Origin of the sequence: Pseudoalteromonas sp. SCSIO 43101 (genome assembly GCF_023650775.1) — a bacterium.
Classification (GTDB): Bacteria; Pseudomonadota; Gammaproteobacteria; order Enterobacterales; family Alteromonadaceae; genus Pseudoalteromonas; species Pseudoalteromonas apostichopi.
This window is the reverse complement of record NZ_CP072673.1, coordinates 748,434-765,861: the sequence shown is the minus strand read 5'-3', so window position 1 is coordinate 765,861 and position 17,428 is coordinate 748,434. Positions and strand designations below refer to the sequence as shown.

General features: G+C 40.6%; 15 protein-coding genes. 7 read left to right on the top strand and 8 right to left on the bottom strand.

From position 1 onward, the window contains the following. The first annotated feature begins 46 nt into the window (after window positions 1-46). Window positions 47-730, top strand: coding sequence for a hypothetical protein (locus J8Z25_RS03640; protein WP_250661689.1), 684 nt, complete (start codon window positions 47-49; stop codon window positions 728-730). 4 nt (window positions 731-734) lie between these two features. After that, a complete protein-coding gene (locus J8Z25_RS03635; RefSeq protein ID WP_250661688.1) occupies window positions 735-1,991 on the top strand; it encodes a lipopolysaccharide biosynthesis protein in 1,257 nt (418 codons plus the stop codon). Here J8Z25_RS03635 and J8Z25_RS03630 read toward each other — a convergent pair. After that, window positions 1,980-2,696, bottom strand: coding sequence for an SIMPL domain-containing protein (locus J8Z25_RS03630; protein ID WP_130049651.1), 717 nt, complete (start codon window positions 2,694-2,696; stop codon window positions 1,980-1,982). The two genes, J8Z25_RS03635 and J8Z25_RS03630, sit on opposite strands and share 12 nt — an antisense overlap. A gap of 169 nt (window positions 2,697-2,865) precedes the next feature. Between J8Z25_RS03630 and J8Z25_RS03625 the strand changes: the two genes are divergently transcribed. Together J8Z25_RS03625 and J8Z25_RS03620 are read left to right on the top strand one after the other, a co-directional pair. Then, window positions 2,866-5,535, top strand: a complete 2,670-nt coding sequence (locus J8Z25_RS03625) for a bifunctional acetate--CoA ligase family protein/GNAT family N-acetyltransferase (protein ID WP_250661687.1) — start codon at window positions 2,866-2,868, stop codon at window positions 5,533-5,535. Between the two features lie 16 nt (window positions 5,536-5,551). Next, a complete protein-coding gene (locus J8Z25_RS03620; RefSeq protein WP_306173845.1) occupies window positions 5,552-6,499 on the top strand; it encodes an ion transporter in 948 nt (315 codons plus the stop codon). A 23-nt stretch (window positions 6,500-6,522) separates the two neighbouring features. On the opposite strand, the gene J8Z25_RS03615 is transcribed toward J8Z25_RS03620, so the two are convergent. From J8Z25_RS03615 to J8Z25_RS03605, 3 genes are read right to left on the bottom strand one after another with little or no spacing between them, the layout of a single operon-like run. Further along, window positions 6,523-11,028, bottom strand: a complete 4,506-nt coding sequence (locus tag J8Z25_RS03615; RefSeq protein WP_250661686.1) for an EAL domain-containing protein — start codon at window positions 11,026-11,028, stop codon at window positions 6,523-6,525. Between the two features lie 15 nt (window positions 11,029-11,043). Then, window positions 11,044-11,469 (bottom strand): GNAT family N-acetyltransferase, encoded by a 426-nt coding sequence (locus J8Z25_RS03610; RefSeq protein WP_250661685.1) that lies wholly within the window; start codon window positions 11,467-11,469, stop codon window positions 11,044-11,046. 1 nt (window position 11,470) lies between these two features. Beyond that, entirely contained in the window at window positions 11,471-11,671 is a 201-nt protein-coding gene (locus J8Z25_RS03605) for a DUF3283 family protein (protein WP_130049656.1), read from the bottom strand. A gap of 153 nt (window positions 11,672-11,824) precedes the next feature. Between J8Z25_RS03605 and J8Z25_RS03600 the strand changes: the two genes are divergently transcribed. Beyond that, the gene (locus J8Z25_RS03600) at window positions 11,825-12,526 is read left to right on the top strand and encodes a transporter substrate-binding domain-containing protein (RefSeq protein WP_250661684.1); all 702 of its coding nucleotides are present in this window, start codon (window positions 11,825-11,827) and stop codon (window positions 12,524-12,526) included. Here the strand turns inward: J8Z25_RS03600 and J8Z25_RS03595 are convergent. From J8Z25_RS03595 to zntR, 4 genes are all read right to left on the bottom strand, one after another. After that, window positions 12,523-12,768 carry a DUF1289 domain-containing protein gene (locus tag J8Z25_RS03595; RefSeq protein WP_178926609.1) on the bottom strand — a complete coding sequence of 82 codons (246 nt, stop codon included), beginning with the start codon at window positions 12,766-12,768 and terminating at the stop codon, window positions 12,523-12,525. The two genes, J8Z25_RS03600 and J8Z25_RS03595, sit on opposite strands and share 4 nt — an antisense overlap. 99 nt (window positions 12,769-12,867) lie before the next feature. Further along, window positions 12,868-13,998, bottom strand: a complete 1,131-nt coding sequence (locus tag J8Z25_RS03590; protein WP_250661683.1) for a 1-acyl-sn-glycerol-3-phosphate acyltransferase — start codon at window positions 13,996-13,998, stop codon at window positions 12,868-12,870. 154 nt (window positions 13,999-14,152) lie between these two features. Next, window positions 14,153-15,433: an SO_0444 family Cu/Zn efflux transporter gene (locus J8Z25_RS03585; protein WP_250661682.1), complete on the bottom strand. Its 1,281-nt coding sequence runs from the start codon at window positions 15,431-15,433 to the stop codon at window positions 14,153-14,155. Continuing rightward, window positions 15,417-15,830, bottom strand: coding sequence for a Zn(2+)-responsive transcriptional regulator (gene zntR, locus J8Z25_RS03580; RefSeq protein WP_130052199.1), 414 nt, complete (start codon window positions 15,828-15,830; stop codon window positions 15,417-15,419). The genes J8Z25_RS03585 and zntR overlap by 17 nt, the downstream gene beginning before the upstream one ends. A 94-nt stretch (window positions 15,831-15,924) precedes the next feature. On the opposite strand from zntR, the gene J8Z25_RS03575 reads away from it, so the two are divergent. Next, complete coding sequence (locus J8Z25_RS03575; RefSeq protein ID WP_178926607.1) at window positions 15,925-16,869, top strand: D-2-hydroxyacid dehydrogenase; 945 nt, start codon at window positions 15,925-15,927, stop codon at window positions 16,867-16,869. A gap of 162 nt (window positions 16,870-17,031) precedes the next feature. Next, window positions 17,032-17,412 carry a DUF3192 domain-containing protein gene (locus J8Z25_RS03570; protein ID WP_130049661.1) on the top strand — a complete coding sequence of 127 codons (381 nt, stop codon included), beginning with the start codon at window positions 17,032-17,034 and terminating at the stop codon, window positions 17,410-17,412. Window positions 17,413-17,428 lie beyond the last annotated feature (16 nt).

The following is a 17,428-nucleotide window of genomic DNA, read 5'->3' as shown; positions in this document are numbered from 1 at the left end:
AGTAGTTGAGCTATAAATGTATAAATAATAAAAAGCGAGTATTTCCATGCAAAGCGCGATTGAGCAATTGAACAGCCGACTACAACATCATCAGTTAAAAGAACTCATTGCCGATTACCAAAGTTTATCGGGGGTTTTGCAAGCGGCACAATTACAACATATCTATCAATTAGCTTGCAGTAGTGAAGTTAAATATTTGTTTTTACAAAATGTTGCAGCGCATTTACTCGAAGCAAGCCCGCTACCAAGTGAAGCCGTGGGCTTGATTGATGATATCGATAAATTGAGTTTTTTCACTCCAGGCCTTAAGTTTCAAAATGCCTTTTGCGTAACAGACAACCAAGGGAATACCCTACTACATCATTTATTTACTCAGTGTCAGCCCGATAAACTGCCCTTTAATTATTTGCGCTCGTTAATGTTATTTGAAAGCAACGAGAGCCTAGGAAGTGCGTTAAAAACATTAAATAAGCAGCAGCTCACCCCTATTGGTTGCTTTATAGCGCAAAACACGACAACCCAAATGCTAGCAAAACATGAGTTTTCAGCATTATTAGCCATGATGGAAGTAGACCAAAGCCATAGCCCAACTGCTGTCAGTGCCTTGATAAATACTCTCAAGCATTTTTACAGTGCCAATAAACCAACGAGTAGTGATAGCAAAGTTCTACTGTGTGCGGCCTATTTGCAGGTACCAACGGCGCAGTTATTAAACGCGCTCAATCAATAACTCCATGAATAAGGATGTTGTTAAAGCGTTTTTATCGCTCAGCAGCTTTACAGCCCTTAACCACGGTAGCCGTATTGTACTTACCTTGTGCCTTGCAAGGTTATTAAGTACTGATGAGTTTGGCACGTTCGCGGCATTACTCGCACTTTGTGAAATTCTTCTATTACCCGCGAGCATGGGTTTTGCATCGTCTTTAATGCGTATTAGCTATCCGCTCTACAAAGCCCAGCAACATGAGTTATTACGCGGCTTAAAACATGTTTATTTAGCTGCATCTTGTTTATTCGGGGTGATTTTTGTCGCTGCTGTGGTGATTAGCTTTCAGGCTATTTCACCGCACCAAAGCGCCCAAGAGCATGTGGTTTATTTACTATTACTGGTGCCAATTGGCGCCATTATGCAAAGCCAATCTGCTTTTTTAGTGGCTTTAAACAAACCCCAAATTGGCCTGATAACGCAGCAGTGTATTTTTGAATTGTTAACGGCTGGGTTTTGCTTTTTAGTCTATCTAATACGTGGTGACTTATCCTTAGTCGAGATTTGTATCCTATTGTTTTGTAGCATCTTATGTGTAGTCATTTATCAATATTGGTTAATCAAAAAAATGATCGTCGCAAGCACTGCCCGCTACCAAACCAAGCAATGGTGTAAAGACTCATTGATCATGCTCGCCAGTGGCGCAGGAACCGTGTTGGTAGCAAAACTCGATGTCTTACTGGTGCATCACTGGTTTGGTGCACAAGGCGTGAGTATCTTCTTTCCTGCGGTAGTGATTGCTGGCTTACTGACTATTTTAGGCAATGCTGCCAACCAATATTTAAAACCCATTTTAATGGCTGATGAGACGACCGAGCAGCAACTTAGCGAGTTAATGAAAGTAGTATGGCGTTTTAACTTTGCCGCTATTTTTCTACTCGCCCTGCTCGCAAAGCCACTACTCACTCTCTATGGCGAAAGCCAATTGCAAGAAGGGTTTTGGATTTTAATGCTGCTGTTACTCGGGCAGCTGTTATTACCAGCAAGAATTTTAGCCAGTAGCATGATCAAGTTAAAAGGGAACCCGCTTATCAACTTGTACGTATTACTTGGCGCAACCAGTGTCACGGTTTTAATGGCAGTACTGTTAAAAGATCAGTTTGGCTTATTGGGGGTGGCTGTGGCATTTAGTGGTGGCTTTATGCTAGGTGCGCTTTGCCGCATGGTTATTGTATGCACACGCATGCGGCTGCCTTTATCTGTGGTATTGGGTTTAGTCAGATAGATAATATTCAACACTGGTAACAACACGCACTTTTTTCAGCTGAGGTGTGTTTGAATCTCTATCTGTTATTGAAAACTGCCCCTGACGCGCTGTTTTAATTTTACCTAATTTAGACTGTGAATCTTTGGCAAATTTCATTGCCACTTCGCGGGCTTTTTCGGTTGCTTCTTGAATCATATTTGGCTTAATTTCATTTAAGCCATTAAATAAATATTGAATACGCGTTTCGTAATTGTCTTGTACTATCGCGATGCCTTGCTTCGCTAATTGGCTTACTGCACCTAATGCATGTTGCACTTTTTCGATGTCATTTGAATAAACAATGACATTATTACGGGCAATATAACGAAACTGCTGATTCTCGCCGCCATATTCACGGGCTTGCTTATCAATAATGGATTGACTACCAAGACTTATTTCTTCATCACTAAAACCATGTAACTTTAAAAAAGCCACAACCGCATCGCTTTTCTCTTCAACTCGACCAACTAATTTTTCAAGATTATTGTCGGCATCTGAAAACTGTAATGGCCAAATAACGGTGTCAGCTGGCACTTCCATTTCAGCTAAACCTTTAACGTGAACAGTGCGCTCCATACCCTTTACATCAAGGGCCGCACTTTTCAAAATAAAACCTAATCCAAGTAAACCAACCGCTAATGCACACGCTGCAATAACGATATTAAATGGTTGCGCTTTATTCATGCTTTTCTCCTTGATGTAGGTCACTGTTTTTGACTCGAAAAGTAGTTATAAACAGGTTATCTTATGAGTATCACTTTTAATACTTTAGAAGCGTGTCGGTTCTAGTTTGGGTGTATTAAACTTAACAGACCCTGAAGTTTTAACAAACAGCGCAAGCGAAGGAAACAGCATGAGCGTTAAACGTATTAGCCATTTTTTTAATCCTAAATCGGTCGCGGTCATTGGCGCTTCAAATTCCCCTAATCGAGCGGGTTTTGTGGTGATGCGCAATTTGCTACAAGGGGGCTTTAAAGGCCCGATCATGCCGGTTAGTTTAAATCACAGCGCTGTACACGGGGTATTAGCCTATCCAAGCATTGCTGCACTGCCAAAAGTACCCGACCTTGCCGTTATTTGTACTAACAAAAATACCTTAATCAACATCATTAATGAACTTGGTGAGCTTGGCTGTAAACATGCGGTGGTGATTGCTGCGGGTTTAAATGTAGAACAAAAACAAGCATTAAAAGAGGCTGCAACTCAAGCAAATGTGTCTTTACTAGGACCTAACTGCTTAGGCTTACTCATTCCTCATATCGGCTTAAATGCCAGTTTTTCACATACGATTGCCAGTCCAGGAAAACTCGCCTTTGTATCCCAATCAGCGGCCGTTTGTTCAACAATCCTTGATTGGGCCAAAAATAAAGAGATTGGCTTTTCATATTTTGTGTCTGTCGGTGACTGCCTTGATATCGACTTTGATGAGTTACTCGACTTTTTAGGCCGAGATGCAAAAACCAAAGCTATCTTGTTGTATATCGATAATATTGAAGATATTCGTAGCTTTATTTCCGCAGCTAGAGCCGCTGCGTTTAGTAAACCCGTCATTGCCATTAAAACCGGTAAAACCAGTGCGGGCGCTCTTGCTGCAGAGATCCATACTGGTGGCAAGCAAAGCTCAGATGCAGTCTATGATGCGCTATTCCAGCGAGCAGGTATGCTAAGGGTAAACGACTTACGTGAGCTTTTTGCTGCTACACAAACACTGGCAATGCACCCAAAATTACTAAAAGTCGAACAACTGACTATCTTAACAAATGGTGGCGGCCCAGGTGTCATGGCAGTGGATACGCTATTACAGAGCTCAGGAAAACTAGCTGAGCTTAGCGACGAGACCAGAGCGGCGCTTAATAAAGTGATCCCGCAATCAGAGATGACCTCGAATCCGGTGGATATTTTTGGTGACTCAGCACCAAGGCGCTATCAACAAGCCTTAGAAATTTTGCTGCAAGCCAAAGAAGTCAAAAACCTGCTGATCATTCATACCCCTTCTGCGCTTGCACCGAGTGAAGACTATGCTGAGATTATTGTCGAAACCTTAGAAAAAATCCCGAAGATGGCTCGCCCTTATGTTATGACAAACTTTATGGGTGAAGATGCTGCGTATGCCGCACGTAAAGTCTGCGCTAATAATGCCATTCCAACTTACCGTACACCTGAAGGTGCGGTTGGTGCGTTTATGCACTTGGTAAGTTATCGCCGTAACCAAAAGCATTTAACGCAAACGCCAGAATCAAACACCGATGATGCAAAAATAAATAAAGACGCAGCACGCACAGTCGTAAATGAGTTTTTAGCCGAAGAGCAAAGCTATTTATCAACCCATGAAGCAAGCCAAATACTCACTCATTATGGTATTGATTGTATTCAAACTGAAGTTGCTTACACACCAACCGAAGCCAAAGAACAAGCCATAGAGCTGGGCTTTCCGGTAGCGTTAAAACTAATTAGCCCAAGTATTCCCTCTAAATCAGAAGTCGGTGGTGTTGTCCTTAACTTAAATGATGCGCAAGAAGTTGAGCAAACAGCTTTTGCCATGCTGCTACGAATCAAAAACACCTACCCTGATGCCCATATTGAAGGCTTTTCATTGCAAAAGATGGCGCCACGAGCAGGTGCTAATGAGCTGCGTATAGCTATTAAAACAGAGCCTAACTTTGGCCCAGTGATCTTACTTGGTGAAGCAGGCACCGGACTTGAATTCGCTCAAGCTGCAGTGGCACTACCACCACTGAATATGAACTTGGCAAAATACCTGATTGCTGCAGCGCACGATAAAGGCGTACTTAAAGATCGCGTACTACCAGAAAAAGTCGATAAGTATCGCTTATGCGCCTTGCTAACACGTATCTCGCAGCTTGTAATCGATCAACCTGATATCACCAGTGTCGAACTAAATCCTATTTTAGCCAGCAATGGACAATTTTTAGTACTTGATGCGACAATTGGCCTGAGCCGTTATAAAGCAAAAGCAAATCGTAAACGTTTGTGTATTCGCCCCTACCCTATTGAACTGGTTAAAGAAGTTACTCTTAAAAATAACACTCAAGCACAATTAAGACCTATAAAACCTGAAGATGAACAAGCACATTTAGAGTTTGATCAGTCACTGAGTAAAGAAGACAGATATAAGCGCTTTTTTGGTGAGTTACCGCAATTTAATCATGATCAGCTGGCAAAAATGACGCAAATTGATTATGACCGAGAAATGGCATTTATTGTCAGCCAAGAGCAAAACGGCTCAGCCTGCACACTAGGAGTTTCTCGGGTGTTGATGGATCCTGACAAGCTAGATGCAGAGTTTGCAATTGTGGTGCGCTCTGACTGCCAAGGTTTAGGGCTCGGTACAATACTAATGAATGCCGCGATTGAGCATTGTAAAAACCAAGGCGTTAAACAAATTGCCGGGATCACCCTGCCGGAAAACACTGGCATGATTGAGCTGGCACGAAAACTAGGGTTTAAGATCACCCGCGATTTTGAAGAAGGCAGCATTAATATGGTGCTAAAACTAAACTAATAAATGGATCATTATTTTGCAGCGGTTAAGAAATTACACAGCGCGCGTTTTTGAAGGCAACGGCAAGTATCGGCGTATTGGTCGTACACTTGACGTGTTCTTAATGTCACTGATCATGATCAATGTAGTGGCGATTGTTTTAGAGTCGGTCGGCCCTTTAGCAAAACAATATCATCACGAATTTTTAATGATTGAGCTGATTTCTGTCGGTATTTTCACCTTAGAGTATGTACTTAGACTTTGGTGTTGTGTAGATAAAAGCGCACATAAAGAAAGCCCGTTAACAAACTCAAAAATTCGTATTAAGTATTTCTTTTCGCCTATGGCGCTGATTGATCTCATTGCCATTTTACCCACCATTTTAATGGTGTTTGTGAGTGTTGATTTACGTTTCTTACGAGTACTTAGGTTGATGCGGATCTTTAAGCTCACTCGTTATTCACGCGCCATGCAACTACTTTTAAACTCATTTAAAGAAGAAAGCAGTTCCTTGCTTGCGGCATTTTTTATAATGGCTGTGGTGCTGATCATCGCTTCATGTGGTATTTATTTAATTGAACATGATGTTCAGCCCGATAAATTTGGCTCTATCCCTGCAGCAATGTGGTGGGCAATGGTCACACTAACAACCGTTGGTTATGGCGATGTCGTGCCTGTGACCCCCCTTGGTCGCTTATTTGGTGGCGCTATTACACTCGTTAGTATGGGCATGGTGGCAATTCCAACTGGTTTGTTAGCTTCGAGTTTTTCTGAGCAGCTACGAAAACGTAGACAAGTTTTTACCGATGCGGTACACGAAGCTATTGAAGATGGCCATCTTTCACCCGTTGAAGAGGAACACTTAGAAAACTTGCGTTATAAACTAGGGTTAAGTCAGCAAGAGGCGAACAAAGCGATTCATAACGAACTGAAAAACCGTAATCGTAGCCTTTATTGCCGCCATTGCGGAAAGCGCCAAGATTAACTAAAAGGGTAAAGCGTTTAGCTTTACCCTAAAAACTCATCGCTCCACTGTGTATCTAAAAGCGCTTTCACTTCGTCTCCCGCCACAGGTTTGCTGAACAAATAACCTTGGAAATACTCACACCCTAAAGAACGTAAGAATTGTAACTGGGTGCGATTTTCAACTCCTTCAGCTACACACTCTTTACCTAAACTTTTTGCAAGGGTAAGTGTTGAGTTAATGATAGCCTCATCGCCTTTATCGACTCCGATGTCATTAACAAAGCTCTTGTCTATTTTCAGTACATCGACCGGGAAACGTTTTAAATAGGTCAGTGAAGCATAGCCCGTACCAAAGTCATCCATATAAATACGACAACCTAGCGCTTTGAGCTTTTCCATACTTTGCTGCGCTTTATCCGAATCATGCATCATAACTGATTCGGTGATTTCAAAAACTAATGCACTCGCAGGTACATTAATTGCGCTTATTGATTGATGTATTTTTTCAACCAGATTTTCGCTTTCAAAATCAAGGGCGGAGAGATTAATTGAAATATATAAATCAGGATGCGTAGTACGCCACTGGCGCAATTCAATCAATGCTCTCGATAGAGTTTGCAACATAATTTTGGTAATAAGCCCTGAACTTTCTGCGGCATTAGCGAAGTCTTCAGGTTTATATTCATCATTACTCGGCCAACGTAGAAGCACTTCAAGCCCTGCAACTTGGCAAGTTTCTGCGCTTACTATTGGCTGATAAAAATTACAAAACTCGTGCTCTTGGTAAGCTTTACTTAACTGAGATTCTAAATGCAAAGTGCGCTGCACTTGTAAATTCATTTCTTGCTTATAGAACTGATAACACCCTTCAACATGACTTTTCGCGTGATAAAGTGCCACATTAGCTGCTTTTAATAACGCTTTTGTGTCTTTTGCATCATCTGGGTAAACAGCAACACCGACGCTAAGGTTTACTTTTACCGCTTGTTGGCTCAGTTCAATATGTGTATCAACACAATCCATTACTTTAGCGCATAGTAATAGTAATTCATCCAGCTGTTTAAAATCTTCAGCAAGGATCACAAACTCATCACCATCGAAACGTGCCACACTATCTTGCGGGCGAAGTACATGCTTTAAGCGCTTAGCAACTCGCTTGATTAGTTCATCTGATTCTTCGCGCCCAAGTGAATCATTAAAATGCTTAAAGCGCTTAATATTAACGTTTAATAACGCCACTTTTGTTTGATGATAATCAGCCTGTTCAATAGCGTGGACCACCCGATCATTAAACAAGGTTTTATTAGGTAGGCCGGTTAAAGCATCATAATTAGCGAGTAAATGTAGCTCACTTTCAGCCAGCTTTTGCGCGCTAATATCAGTAACAATAATCACATAGCTATCAAGTTGGCGGTTATTACCTGCTACTGCACTTATTTTTATCAATACTTGGCGCTTTTCACCGCTCGCAACTGAAACTACATCTTCTGCAGAGAAGTGCTCACCAGATTTAAGCTTTTGCATAATGCGCAAGTAATGAATTCGTGTAGGAATTGGCATCCCTAAGGTTAACGAGCGACTAGAACGCGGCTCAGCCGGAAAACCAAATGCATCTTGAAAGGATTTATTGGTAGCTCGAATACGTAAGTTTTTATCTAAGATAAATACCCAGTCTCGTGTTTGTTCGAATGCCGCACCAAACAAGCGAGCATTTTCCTCAAATACTAACTCACGAGTCATATTCGTATAAGTGCCAGCTACTTTTTCAGGAGCATTGCCTTGCCATTCAACCACTTTGCCAAAGTCTTTATACCAACGCCAATTACCATCGGCATGACGCAGCCTGTAAGTACAATTGAAATAACCTTTTTGAGTCGATAAAAACTCTAACCACTCTAAACGGAAGGTTTGTTTATCATGTGGGTGAATCTTTGCTAAATAATCATCTAAGTTTACGCTATCGGTCTCATAGCCGAGCTCATTTTTAAGACGTGGTTGATAAATAATTGGGCTTTGCGATGACCAATCCCATACACCTGAATGACTACCTTCAAGAGCGAGCTTTAATCGCGCTTCACTCTCTTTACTTTCTTTATGAGCTGCTAGCAATATTTGTTGCATTCGATTACGTCTAAATATCCAAGCAGCTACAAATAGTGCAACCAGAATCACATATAAAATAATGAAGTGTGGTGCGCGCCAAAGTGGGTATTTTACTTCGATATTCAAAATAGCGGGCGGCGTTAAATCTCCCGTTAATGGATCTTTAGCCCAAACTTTAAGATGGTATTTTCCTGCGCTGAGTTTAGGGAATAACACACGGTTGTTATTTCGTGTGTACGTTTTTTGGCCATCCCCAAGCTGATATTCATAAATAATACGCTCTTGATAATTGAATGCCATTGCCGAAAACGCAACTTCTAATCCTATATCATCATGCTCAAGGACAACACTGTCGATTGGCTGTTTTAACTCAGCGGGTAAATCACGAGACATCAAATCAAGATTAGTGATATTAACGTGATCAATTAAAGCTTGCTGATAGTGGTTATCCATTGGATAAAAGTAAGTAAATCCTTTTAACGTACCATAGACAATTTGCCCTGATTCAAGCTTAGTAAATGCACCACTATTAAACTCGGTTGAGAATAACCCCTCTGAGCCAGTAAACTGTTGAAAGTGCAGATTATTTGGATTTAGTCGCCATAATCCTTTGTGGCTACTCATCCATATCATGCCCGCTTCATCAAGTACCATATCGTAAAGCAATGTACCTAACTTATTCTTTTCTAAATCAATTGTGTAAATATGTTCATAAGTATCGGCATCTAAACCAATCAAACCAAAATTCGATAATGATAACCACAGTACATTGTTGTTATCTATGATGTATGACATCACATTCACAGCCACATTTTCGTGTTGCTCTGGGACTGTATAAATCGTGGTTAGTTCGTATGTGTTAGGATCTACTTGATAGAGAATACCTGCATTATAAAATAGAGGTGCCTCTGGGTTTGATGATAATGCAGGCAAAAAACCGTAAGCTAAGAACGGCTCAAACTCATCAAATTTACCGCCTAACCGGGTGACTTTTTGGCTATCAATATTATAAACAAACATGCCGTAATCAGGATGAACATAGTAAAGGTCACCCGATGGCATCAACAATATGCCATGAACCCAATCATTAATTAAAACCTGTTTCTCTGGATCTGCCGCTTTTACTGGTGTTGCCTGCCCTGTTTTCGGATCAAAACTTAAAACGCCTCGATTGGTATGTAACCATAGCTTATCTTTATAGGGCATTACTTGGTAGATACTAAACTCAGTTGTAATAAGATCGACTTGATAATCCTTTAAGAAAACCTCGCTTTCGTAAGTTTCTAAATCAACCGCTGTTAAACCATTATGCGTAGCAAGCCAAAGGCGATTTTGAAACTCTGTAATACTCCAAATTGAATGATGAGATAATCCATCACCCTTTAATGTATTGGCTGTAACATTGATAAAGTTGTAGTTATCATAAGATTGGTAAAAGGCACCGTCATTTTTGGTTGCTAGCCACATCCCACCAGAACGGTCTTTCACTATATCAATAATGCTGGTATCAGCTAGAGTATAGCCACTTTCTTTTAAGCGCATATTCTTAACTAACTCGCCAGTTTCTAGGTTATATTCAAATAAGCCCTTATCAGTGCCTAAGGTAACTGAGTTAGCCTCTGGAATAATCTTCCAAATATTCAAATCACTGATCAGTGATTTATTTTTAAAGGCGATGTCAGGAGTATCAAACATGGCTTGCAAATTACTAATATCTACCTGATATAGTCCTCTCACAGCCCCAACTAACAAAGTATTGTTGTTTATCACCGAGAATGACTTCACATAGTTTTGGTAGATGTGGCTTGGCTCATTTTGCAAATGTTCTAACTTACGGACCTTGCCAGATGCAAGTTCATAAACATAAGCGCCATTGCTAGTGCCCATAAAGATAAAACCTTGATACGCGTAAAGTTCACGTATAACACTGCTTTTTACCCGCTCAGGAATTTCAAAAATAGAGGTGATTTTTTTCGTTTCTAAGTCTAGCTTGGCAAAATCCCAACCACGCCCTAGCCATAGTGTTTTGTCATCAACAGCCACCATGCTAAACACTGACTCAATAAAAATTTGCTCTTCAGTGGTCGGTTTAGCAATAAACTGCTGATAAGTGTCGGAGGTGGGATCATAACGGAATAAACCCGCTTGCAGGGAAGCTATCCAGATATAACCTTGCGGGTCTTGGTAAATACGGTCAATGATTGAGTCTTCAAGTTCACCATTAGGGCCTTTGATATGCACAACCTGATAACCATCGTAACGATTGAGGCCCCCTTCAGTCGATAACCATAAGTATCCACTATTATCGATGAGCATGGTGTTAACATAACTTTGTGATAAGCCTTCACTTGTTGATAAACGTTTTACCTGGGAAAAGGCTGAATGGCTAAACAAGCCACAAGTCAAAATAAAAAATAACGCTATACTGGAGAAGAACTTAGTCATTGACGTTCCAAATTGCTAACTTGGCACTGTGTCACGCGTAAAGTGCATCGCAACTACTTTTCGATGCGCATATACCTCAAACAACGATTGCAAAGAATTGGGTAATGTTAATGCATAGTTAAACCCATTTTGTAGATAAAGATCAATCAGATTTTGGTACACGAAGGTAAAAACGGTTCCTTTTTGTGCATCAGTTACAGTAGTAAGCAATTGTGAGGCTATCTTTTGACCCCGCCACATTTCATCAACATAAAGAGTAGACAAAAACAATTGTCCTGATTGGTCTTGAACCCGGCAGGCAGCAATTATTTCTAACTCTTTGTAAACAACCCACACCTGATCCGCTTTGGTCGCTCGACCACGGGCATTGTTTTTGTCATAAAATTTATTTACTAAGGGCGTTTTAATCGGCTCAAGTAAACAAAATCTGAAGTCTGCCATGTTAGCTCATTAGCGAAAGGTAATGCTCAAATTGCTGCTTAAGAAAAGCTTGCTCAGAGATAGGGCGATTGTTTATTGCAGTATAGACGCCCTCACGCGTGTTTTTTCCGCGCTTTATTTGATAGGCCCAAAAAGACGCTTCGTAATCCAATTGAATTTGATATTTTTGCTCTCGCGGCAATTTACATAAATTGAAACTCATACTTTCTCAGCAATAAATTTTTTGATTTATCAAGTATAACAAAATTAGACCGCTTTAATCGCTTTTATTAGGCTAAAAAGACCACGACAAACTTGATTTTGGAGGCACATATAAGTAGATTAACGAGCAATTTATGTACGCAAGGAATGCACGTTGTCGAAGTATCTTAATTACGGAATTGCCTTATTTTTGCTGCTTTTTTGCTTCTTAAGTAACGCCAGCACAAACTTACTGATTTTTAATCGTCCTGCCGATACACCACAAGCTCGCTATGTTATTGATTTAATGAAAATGGCTTATAAGGAAATAGGTTATGAGGTCCATATTATCGATTTCAATCATCAAAATGCTTTAGTGGCCGCTAACCAAGGTGTGCTCGATGGACAGTTAGGTCGCATTGCTGATGTTAAGGATAATTATCCTAATTTATTGAAAGTCGATTATCCGCTTTTTGATTTTAATTTAGTTCTGCTGAAAAATTGCCAGCAATGTCAATACGAAGAGCTCAAGTCTTTAGCAATTCAATCAAGCTACCCAGCTGCACAGAGTTATATCGAACGTCACCCATTTAATGGTGATGTTATCAAAGTCAGAAATGTCACTGCTCAGCTTAATTTACTAACACAAAAACGTGTTGAAGGGACAATATTGCTAGACTTTTTACTGTCAACTAAGCACCCAAACTTTAATCAAACAGCCTTTCATAAACAAGTGTTAATGCCAATGCAGAGCTATCACTTTGTTCACAAACGCCATAAAGCAATAATTCCACAACTGACTATGGTACTCAAGAAGCTTGATGAAAACGGTACGGTGCACTTTCTAAAATCAAAATACCACCTCACTGAATTTTAAAAATCAAAACCACCTTGCTCAGGGTTTGTTTGCTGCTGTTGTGCTTGCTGTTTTTTCTGAAGGTAACGTTTGTAACGCTGTTGGCATAAGCTAATCACTTTACGCTTTTCCGCGTTAGTAAACTTATTCCAATAAAAACGCTCATCCCGACTGCGATAGCAGCCTTTACAATAGCCTCGGTTATTAACTTGGCATATCCCTTTGCAAGGGCTTGGAATTTCAAATATTTCAATTTGTTGCATCACAAATGCCGGTTAATAAAGAATATTAAAAGTATAGCCTGAAAATTAACCATAAAAAAAGCCACTTTAAAAAGTGGCCTCTTAAACTAACTGTATCGCTTACTCAGACTCGCTTGTAGCAAGTTCTGCTTTACGATGAAATGGTTTTGCATACATCGCTAATACAAGAGGTTTTAACTCTTCTGGCACTTTCGCCATGCGCTCATTAAAGGCAGCGGCATCTTCTTCATCAATTATAGCTTGCGTGCAACCACCCGCTATATAGTTACCTGGGTGTAAGAAAAACGAATCAACTATTTGCTGATCAATCGTTTTTGCAAGCTCCTCAGGCGATTCACAGCCTGATTCAACTGGCTCACCAAAAGCTAAATGCACATGACCTTTGGCTGTACTAAAGCCTTCAACAATGCTTGCTATGTCTTCACCTTGTTGTTTAATATACTGACCATGTTGCTGTTTATGATAAAGCTCTTTCGCTTTAGCAATCGCACACGGCTCGTATTGATAAGAGATAGACACTGGCACTATTTTTAATTCACGCACATATTCAGCAAATTCTTTTTTCTGCTTGCGACCTTGTAACTGCAACATTTTAAGAAGGGCTGGATCTGTTTGATCAAAACCGTCTTTTGCTCGGCCTTCTTTTTGCGCTATCCAAATTGAGTGGCCTTCAGCGAGTGAGTCATAGATATAAGCAGACAGCTGCGACAGCGCTTTTAGCATCTCTTTGGGTGCTTTCGCTGAACGCTTCACAATAAAGCTCTTATTTAAACGCATTAACTCAGTGATATAAGGGATTTGCAGTAAATTATCACCAATTGCGATGCGCACTGTCGGCATATTGTGCTTAAACAAGCCCCAATTCACTAATGCAGGATCAAGCACGATATCGCGATGATTCGAGATAAATAAGTAGGCTTGTTTTGGATCTAGTTTATCTATGCCAGAAAACGTCACTTCTGAAGTCGTACGGGTAATTAATTTATTTAAATAATCAGCCACTTCATGCTGAACTTGCTCAACCGATGAGGTGTTACCCCATTTTTTACGCAGTTGGCTGCGTACCAATGGACGAGTAAGAAATGGGAAGTTCGATAAAAAGCGCGGTAGGTTATACTTAGCGATTACATCTACAAAGGCATTATCAGCAATCAAACGCGCTACTGAATCAGCTACTTCATCATCATTGTAAGGTCTTATGTCGGCGTATTTATCCACACTTTCACTCATTAAAAACTACTTAAGTTAAAAAACGGCACGCGATGCGTGCCGTTAAAAATAATTGGCGGATTATAACTCAGACAATTTTAAATGCGAACCGAGACGCGATAGTTAACCAACTTAAATCCCAATCAATGTAAAAAAATATTTTTATAACAAATAATTAAGTAATGCTCTTACCAGTTTGAGACGACTTTTTTAATACCATTTTGAGGACCAATCTAAGCATTAAAATCGCCAATACAATACCCGCTGCAAGACTTAACCAATGAGGTAAAACTTCATGCTCTTCGCCCATCATAGGCGCAACCACAAAACCATACTGCGCCACTAAATAATCGGTTAAAAAGCCAAATGCTAGCGCCGTTCCAATTACCCCTAATAGGTAGGCAAATACTGCTCGCTTGCCAAGCTCTTTTCCAACCACACCAAGCGTTGCAATATTAGTTGCTGGCCCAGCTAACATAAACACGAGCACCGCACCGGGGGACACACCACTGAATAATAAGCCTGCCGCAATAGGTGTCGATGCAGTCGCACAGATGTACATAGGAATACTGATTAAAATGACCACCAGCATCGCAAGGATGCCATTACCCCACTGGCTTAAATAAGATTCTGGTACATAAGTTTGTACTAGAGCAGCAAAGAATAAACCGATCATTAACCAGATCATGGTGTCTTCAAGCAGCTTGTTACAACTAAAACTCACCGCGCGTTTCAGTTTGCTAAAACGACTTTCAACGGTTTTAGTTGAGTGCTCACTGCTACAACAGCTTTTCTGCGAAGGTGCTTCTTTTTCTGTTGAGCAACTGTGTTGCTGACCCTGTGTTGGTTGCAGTTCCTTGCTACTACAACAGCTTGTTTTTTTAACAGGCTCAGGTTCTTTAAGCGTTTGCTTATTACAACAACTTTGCGCGGGCTTAACAGGTGCCTCTTTGCTGCAACAGCTTGATGCGGTCATAGGCTCTGGTTGTTTACTGCTACAACAAGAGTCTGTTTTAGTGCTTTCTTTATTTGGTATTGTGCTTTGCTGTTGATGAAGTTCACTGTCTTTACCTACTAAAACACCTGCCACAATCGCACTGCATACGGCTGCAATAGGGCGAATCACCGCCATAAATGGACCTAATAACACATAAGATACGGAGACCGAATCGACCCCAGTTTCAGGAGTTGATACCAAAAATGCTGTGGTGGCACTTTTTGACGCCCCCGCTCTTCTTAAACCAATTGCCGCAGGGATTACGCCACATGAACACAGTGGCATTGGGGCACCAATAAAGGCCGCTTTCACTGTGGTCCATAAGCCTTCTTTGCCTAAATGGCGATTAAGAAAGTTGGCAGGCAAATACACATTTAAAAGACCTGCGATGAATAAGCCTAGCATTAACCAAGGTGCTGAGAGTAAAAACAGGTGCCAAAAATTAATGAGTAAGTCCATCGATATCCTCCAGCGTCGTTAGTATCGAACAGTTTTCAGCAGGTTCTTCACCGCCACAACATTTATCTGCCAATAATGAAAGTGAGTCATAAAAGCGAGTAAGCTCTGCAATTCTTTGTGCAACGAGATCACGTTTTTGTAACGTCATCTCTTTAACTTCATGGCAAGAGTGCTGATCTTTATGAAATTTAATCTGAAGTAGCTCTTTAATCTCAGCCAAACTAAAGCCAACATTCTTTGCTCTGAGAATAAAAGCCATTTGCTTATAATCATCCTCAGAGTAAAAACGATATCCTACGTCTGAACGCGAACTTGGCGTTAACAAACCATGCTTTTCGTAGTACCTTAGCGTATCTGTTGAGACACCCAACTGACGGGCAAACTCACCTATTTTCATCACCGTCTCCATTGTGAAGCGTTTATTTATTATGCTCACTATAAACCTTGGAGTACACCCCAAGGTCAAGCAATAAATTAAAAAAGGAAAGCACATGAATATTACTGTCCTTGATGCAGCGACATTAGCCAACACTTCGTTAGATGCCTTAGCGCAATTAGGTAAATTAACCTGTTATGACTTAACCAGCCAAGAACAAGTTGTTGAGCGCAGCCAAGATGCAGATGTAGTTATCAGTAATAAAGTGGTGATTGATCAGCACGCCATGGCTAAGCTGACTAAATTAAAACTCATTTGCGTTGCAGCCACAGGTACTAACAACATTGACTTAGAGGCGGCTAAGAAGCATAACATTGCAGTGACAAATGTAGCGGGCTATTCAACACCAAGTGTGGTGCAACATACCTTTACTCTAATCACTAATTTATTGGGTAATACTCACAGATACATTAATGATTGTCAGCAAGGCTTATGGCAAAAAAGCCCGATGTTTTGTCGCCTAGATTACAGCTTTAATGAAATTGCCAGCAAAACATTGGCAATTGTTGGTTATGGGTCACTGGGTAAAGCCGTTGCCGACGTAGCACGAGTCTTTGGTGCCAAAGTCATCATCAGTGAGCGTAAAGGCCAAGCACCTCGTGAAGGTCGCGTCAGTTTTAATGACGCCCTAAAAACAGCGGATATTATTAGTGTTCACTGCCCGCTAACTGATGAAACTCGCAACCAAATAGCCGCGGAAGAGTTAAGAATGATGAAACCGTCAGCCATCATTATTAATACCGCCCGTGGTGGTATCATCAATGAAGCTGATTTAGCAGATGCATTGGCTAATAATATCATTGCTGGAGCTGGTGTTGATGTACTCAGCAAAGAACCCGCAGAGCAATCAAACCCGCTAGCACTCTACAAAGGGTCAAACCTATTGCTCACGCCTCACATCGCATGGGCAAGCCAAGAGTCTATTGTTCGCTTAGTTAACGAAATAGCTTTAAATATTCAGGCATTTAATCAGGGCGAGATGCGTAACAGGTTGGTCTAAAAGGCAATATATTAGTCAATAGAGCTAAGTAGTTAGTGACTTTTTACTTAGCCCCATTGCGCAAAATAACATTAACCCAATGATTTTATTAGAAATAAAATTTTTGGCAAGCAGTTTGCTATCAAGGTTTAACTATAAAACAATTTCTTAGGGATAAAAAACATGAAAAAAGCACTTCTAATTGCCGCTCTAACTGCACCATTTTTAACTGGCTGTGTCATCGCTGTTTCTGACGGTGAAGCCGACACTCATTGGGCTGGTAGTTCTTCTAGCTGGGAAAAACAGCATAAAAGTAACCGTGAAGTGATTTCTAATCTCGCATTAGATACAAGCTACCAAACCGTATTAAACAAACTGAATACACCTAACTTTACCGAGTTGTTAAAGCAAGGTGATGATGTTTATCAGGTATTATTCTATGTAACACATAGCATTCATTCTGATGGCAAGATGACTAAAGACGAGTGTACGCCACTCGTATTTAAAAATGATAAGTTAATTGGTGTGGGTGATACAATTTATAAATCGCTAAGTAACGGCTAATTAGCAAGCTAAAGTT

Excerpts from the sequence above, each read along its gene's own strand:
- J8Z25_RS03635 (WP_250661688.1), top strand. The coding sequence starts at position 735 with ATGAATAAGGATGTTGTTAAAGCGTTTTTATCGCTCAGCAGCTTTACA.
- J8Z25_RS03605 (WP_130049656.1), bottom strand. The coding sequence starts at position 11,671 with ATGAGTTTCAATTTATGTAAATTGCCGCGAGAGCAAAAATATCAAATT.
- J8Z25_RS03610 (WP_250661685.1), bottom strand. The coding sequence starts at position 11,469 with ATGGCAGACTTCAGATTTTGTTTACTTGAGCCGATTAAAACGCCCTTA.
- J8Z25_RS03575 (WP_178926607.1), top strand. The coding sequence starts at position 15,925 with ATGAATATTACTGTCCTTGATGCAGCGACATTAGCCAACACTTCGTTA.
- J8Z25_RS03640 (WP_250661689.1), top strand. The coding sequence starts at position 47 with ATGCAAAGCGCGATTGAGCAATTGAACAGCCGACTACAACATCATCAG.
- J8Z25_RS03590 (WP_250661683.1), bottom strand. The coding sequence starts at position 13,998 with ATGAGTGAAAGTGTGGATAAATACGCCGACATAAGACCTTACAATGAT.
- J8Z25_RS03615 (WP_250661686.1), bottom strand. The coding sequence starts at position 11,028 with ATGACTAAGTTCTTCTCCAGTATAGCGTTATTTTTTATTTTGACTTGT.
- J8Z25_RS03630 (WP_130049651.1), bottom strand. The coding sequence starts at position 2,696 with ATGAATAAAGCGCAACCATTTAATATCGTTATTGCAGCGTGTGCATTA.
- zntR (WP_130052199.1), bottom strand. The coding sequence starts at position 15,830 with ATGAAAATAGGTGAGTTTGCCCGTCAGTTGGGTGTCTCAACAGATACG.
- J8Z25_RS03585 (WP_250661682.1), bottom strand. The coding sequence starts at position 15,433 with ATGGACTTACTCATTAATTTTTGGCACCTGTTTTTACTCTCAGCACCT.
- J8Z25_RS03625 (WP_250661687.1), top strand. The coding sequence starts at position 2,866 with ATGAGCGTTAAACGTATTAGCCATTTTTTTAATCCTAAATCGGTCGCG.
- J8Z25_RS03595 (WP_178926609.1), bottom strand. The coding sequence starts at position 12,768 with ATGCAACAAATTGAAATATTTGAAATTCCAAGCCCTTGCAAAGGGATA.
- J8Z25_RS03570 (WP_130049661.1), top strand. The coding sequence starts at position 17,032 with ATGAAAAAAGCACTTCTAATTGCCGCTCTAACTGCACCATTTTTAACT.